The following is a 5,211-nucleotide window of genomic DNA, read 5'->3' on the forward strand; positions in this document are numbered from 1 at the left end:
TTCCGACAGGAGAAGGTCTTCTCCCGGCAGGGAGGGAACAGCACGCTGTCAGCAAGCCAGGTCCACAGGCCGGGGCGCGGCTCAAGACTGAAGCACCCTCCGCCCCTGATCACCCATCCGCGAGGATCGTATGACCGCGCGGAGAGGAGATGGATAACGAGGATATTGCCTTCTTGAGCCGTGCCCCGGTCCACGGTCCTGGCCTGCTGGCACAGGTTCGACCGGCGGCAACCGCGGGCCAGCGCCCGCCATTGTCATGCGTGCCGCCTGCCGGCACGGGTGGCAACCCCGCACCGGCAGCAGGCACCGTGCGCCTCAGGGTTTCAGGCGCTCGACGAACGGCTTGAGCGGACCCTGCTCGGCCGTGCGGCCATTCCTGCCCACGGCCGGCAGGTGCAGGTAATCGTCGGCCGCATAGTCGGGTCCGCGGGGCGATGCACCGGCCTTGTGGCCATGCGGGATCAGCAGCTCCGGGTGGTCGAAGGGTGCCCTCTCCCAGCGTACCCGCTCATCCGTGAGGGATTTCAGGAACAGCACCAGATCGGCCTGCTCCTCCTCGGACAGCCCCAGCGGGAATACCAGCGTACCGATGTGATGGGGATTGTCGACGTTGCCGCCCCGGTTGTAGAAGGCCACGACCTCCTCCAGCGATTTCATGCTGCCGTTGTGCATGTACGGTCCGGTCAGTTCGACATTGCGCAGGGACGGCACCTTGAAGGCAGCGTTGATGCCCATCGGCAGCATCCCTTCGCCGGGTCGCGCCCGCTCGCGCCGGATCACCTCGGGCGTCGGTATCCGGGACAGCTGCTTGTAGCCCCGGCAATGACCCTTGCCATTGGGGTCCGGCACCAGATCCGCGGCCGGCATGTTGTAGGCGAACGGCATGTCCATTTCGCAGGCAACCACATCGATGGGGTCCAGCATGCCCCGGCCGGGATTCTCCAGCGTATTCAGATACTGCGCGGTGAACGACAGCGGATGGCCGAAGGGATCGGTACCGCCGATGCCGATATCGTATTCCCAGGGCGCGACGCTGGTGATGTTGAAGCCGGTATCCAGCAGTGTGCCGGCGACGCCGATGCCATCGCCGTCCTCGCTCATGCCCGAGCGGTTGACAAGATTGTAGAACTTGACCGACTTGGCGCTGTACACCTTGGGGTGGGCGGCAGAGGACAGGTGCGGCCCCACATGGCAGATGAAGCAGTGGGCGTCGAGGAATACCTGCAGGCCGTGGCGCTGGCGATCATTGAAATCGACCGGAACGTTGTCCTTGTCGCGGCGCCCGTCAAACGGCGACTGGTCCGCGATCAGGGTCTCCTGGTACAGCTGCAGGGCCAGGCCGAAGAAGAAGGCGAAATTCGCCTCCATCTGGGTGTAGGGTTCGCCGCCCTGCTCCGCCGGGCCATAGGTTCCCTTGGCGGACCAGTAACGGCTGGCGAAGGCCTTCCGGATCAGATCGGCATAGGTCACGTTGAGGCCCGTGCCGGAGGCATCGCGCAATCCGGCCAGTACGCTGTCCTCGGGATGCACGGCCTGCCTTTCGAGCGGCCGGCGCGGCAGCAGCCTGCGGCCCAGGGCATGAAAGGTCCGCGAGACGCAGGACATTTCGCGGGTATCCAGCGGCGGCGCCACGGCCTGCGACGCCAGGGAGGCGTTCTTCAGCAGGATGCGCTGCTTGTTCGCCTTGCCGGCCACCCAGACGCCGGCATCCGGATCGCGGGCGCCGAAGGCCGATTCGCCGTTGAAGAGATTGTTGGCGCGGCCATCCCAGAACTGGCGGAAATTGAAGGCGGCATTGATGACCGTCGGCGCATTGCGGACGCTGACCTGGCGCGTGTTGCGGCCGCCGGCATGGAAGATGTCGTCCTTGAGCGGGTCGCAGCGATCCTCGGTTTCGGCGGCGCCGACAAACTGGCCGAGAAAGGCGCCCGAGGAGGACACCACGTCATCGGTCTGGAAGAGGATCTCGGAGTACTTGTCGGTCGGATCGCGGAACTGCATCAGCGGAAAGTCCACCTGACGCAGCTCGTAGTCCGGCCCGCCGGCCGCGCCGGAGGCGGTCTTCTCGAACGTCGTCGAGGTCGGCGCGCCAACATGCTTGGTGCCGGGATCCAGCTGGTTGCGCGTGCGGCCATCCGCGCCGCCCTGGGCGTGGCAGGTCGCGCAGGCGATGCCGTCGCTGCCCACGCCCGCATCCCAGAACAGCGCCTTGCCGAGCTGGGTGGCGGCCTTCTTGTTGACGACGATCGGCCGGCTGCCGCTGACCAGACCCGGTGTCGCCGGTACCTTGACGCCACGCAGGGGGTCGGGCGGGGTACCATGGGCCAGGGCCAGCTCCGGCATGGTCAGCAGCAATACGGCCAGCGCCAGGGGGGGATTGGCTAGTATGTTCATGATCTTCACGCGCGATTCGGAGTAACGGAAAAGGGGCGGACGCACCCTGACCGGCCCGCCGCCCCTCGCTCGCGAAACTGGATGGTTTACTTGAAGTCCAGCAGTTTGCCGCTGACGGAAACCTGCATCGGGTACCTCAGGGTTGTGCCTTCCACGGGCGGTTCGGGCGCGATACCGCCGACGACGCACTGGTAGAAGCCGGTGTAGTCAGCCAGCAGCTGGACAGTGACCTTGCCGGCCTCGCCATCAAGGATGGCGGCCATGTTTCCCTGCTGGAACTGCTCGGGAAGGATGTCGCCGAGGCCGTCACGATCCCAGCCATTGACCGCGAAGTACATGTAGCCTTTGCCCAACTTCGCCTTGTCCACTTCGTTCACGGCATTCGGATCCATGATCGACGACCACTGGTTGTAGAAATGACCCGGAGCGAAATTGATGGGCACGTAGCCATTACCCAGCGGGCGTTTCCAGCAGGTGAGGCCGGGGTGGAAACCGGGAACGGCAGAAGTATCGACCGTGATGTTGTACAGCTCGCCCTTCTTCAGTTTCATGTACAGCCAGGACGAGTGATGGGTCCAGCCCTTGAAGCCCATGGTCGAGTTCGAGTAGGCATCGACGCGGGCCGTCAAGGTCTGCACCGCGTTGTCGGGCCGGAAGGGGAAGTTGATAGTCTCGTTTGTTGCGGCCCATTCGAGTGCGCTGGCCGCCGTGGCGGCACCCGCCAGACCGAGGGCCATCAACAGCTTGCTGACGTGACATTTCATGCTTTTTTGAGCTCCATGTGAGTGAAAGAAATCGTTCCTGCGATCCGTCCGACCCGGCATCGGGCACGCTACTCGCCGGCGCCCGGGGCACCCAACCGCTGGCTGGCAAGATCGGCGGATACTGTTTGCAGGGTCAAGGATCGTGCCATGGCTGCACCGTTTCATTATCAATGACTTAAATTGCCAGCCCGCCAGCGGGTGCGGCATTTGCCACACTCCCGTAAGGGATTTGGCGCATCGATGGCCACAGCCCTCCGCAAATGCCGGTCCCATCAGCATGCCCGCAATCCGCGCGGCGCCTGGGGATGCAAAGGCATTCAAAAAAAAGCGCCTCCACGCGGGAGGCGCAAAGCTTCACGGAGCACTGGAACAGAGGATTGAATGAAACGACCTCTCTGCAAAAAGGCGCGCCGACCCACTCGATGGGAGCCGCCCGGCCGCAGGGCCGGGGTGAGAGGGTGAGGCTGTCCGTGGCGAGTGACGGTCGCGCCCCCCCGTCCCGGGCCTAAGTCCCCCGTAACCCGGGACAACGCGACCGTCGACCCCGCCAGCAGGAGGATCGACGCACGGCAGTTACACAGCAAATTGCAGGCCAGCCACTAAAAGCCTTGACAATCATGTGGTTACCGACGCCGCTTCGGCGGATCCCGACTGGCGCATGAGGGATATGCCATAACCCTGTGGCGAAATCCCGCAGTCGGCACGGAACCGGTCTATGCCACCGCCGCTCAAGGCCTGCGGTGCGCTGTCCGCCGGACAGGTGACGGATACAAGCCAGACAGCCCTGCCACTGCGGCATGTCCAGCCCCGGGTGTGGCATATCCCGCAGTTTCGGCGGAATCAGGCGCCGCATCTCTCCCGCCACACGCGACCAAGCGCCGCGGCACCAAAAAATCAGAATCCGCTTATTAACCAAGTGTTTCAATAGGTTATTGACCCCAGGCGCAGTCACTGGATACCGCCATCCCGGCATCCTGCAAATATGGCACGTAATCTGCTGTTAGCGCTGGGCAGCAGGACATCCGCACGACAGGTGGGGTTGGCCGTGCAACCAAGAACTAACGACACATGGAGACTTTCAGAATGAAAATGACGTTTACGCGCGCCCTCGCCATCGGCGCCGGCCTGACCGCCTTGGCGGGCGTCCAGCAGCAGGCCCTGGCCCACCCCAGCCTGTCGATACCGAGCCTGCTGGAAGGCACCAGCATCTACACGGCGGTGACCGTCACCCACGGCTGTACCGCCTTCACCCCGGCCAAGCCTGTCACCGGCACCGTGCAGCTGTTCCCGACCGGCGCCGACGCCTCCAAGAAGGGACCGGGCCGCATCACCAAGCCGGACGGCACCAAGGAAGTCATCCAGGGCGGCGTGGCCGCCGTGCGCAAGACCACCGATTCGGGCTCGTATGAAGTCGGCACCCCCACCACCCTGGCCGAGGAAATCGTCAGCGCCAACGCTGGCAACACCGGCGTCACCACCCTCGGCGACAAGTTCCGGGCTGTGTCCAGCCGCGCTGTCTTCAACAAGCTCGGTGTGGTCAAGTCGCTGGACGGCGCCACCCGCGTCGGCGCCTGGGGCTATCAGGGCAAGCTGGACCCGGACATGTACGGCCAGACCAGCTTCCGGGCCAATGCCGGCGGCATCTGGCTGCGCCGCGACAAATGCGCCAGGAGCCTGAAGGTTCGCGTCCCGGCCATCGACGTCTGCAAGGCCGACCGCAAGAACACCGGCAACCCGGCCGGCTATGTCAACCTCTGGATCAACAGCCAGACGCCCAAGTTCAACTTCCCGGATGCGCATGGCATCAAGCCCGAAGACAACTTCTGGATGACCCTGAGCATCAACCGCGACACGACGAACAACCCATTCCCGGAAAGCTGCGCGAACGATACCAGCCAGCAATACGATGTGGTCGTGACTCCGACCTTCGAGGAAATCGACGGCCTGCTGAAGATCCCCGGCTACGCCTTCGACCAGTAAGTCGCGTGCCCCGGCCGGCAAGCGGCCAACCCGGAATAAAGCCCCTCCCGAGGGGCTTTATTTTTGCGGCGGG

3 protein-coding genes are annotated in these 5,211 nt (G+C 64.3%); 1 reads left to right on the forward strand and 2 read right to left on the reverse strand.

Translation table 11 applies throughout. The features are described from left to right. Positions 1-315: 315 nt before the first annotated feature. Positions 316-2,394, reverse strand: a complete 2,079-nt coding sequence (locus tag ACYQ1H_RS15030; protein ID WP_460028858.1) for a cytochrome-c peroxidase — start codon at positions 2,392-2,394, stop codon at positions 316-318. Between the two features lie 86 nt (positions 2,395-2,480). Then, entirely contained in the window at positions 2,481-3,158 is a 678-nt protein-coding gene (gene corA, locus ACYQ1H_RS15035) for a copper(I)-binding protein CorA (RefSeq protein WP_460028859.1), read from the reverse strand. A 1,083-nt stretch (positions 3,159-4,241) separates the two neighbouring features. On the opposite strand from corA, the gene ACYQ1H_RS15040 reads away from it, so the two are divergent. Then, on the forward strand, positions 4,242-5,138 hold the full coding sequence (locus ACYQ1H_RS15040) for a hypothetical protein (protein ID WP_460028860.1): 897 nt from the start codon (positions 4,242-4,244) through the stop codon (positions 5,136-5,138). The last annotated feature ends 73 nt before the right edge of the window (positions 5,139-5,211 follow it).

It is taken from the genome of Methyloparacoccus murrellii (assembly GCF_054657115.1).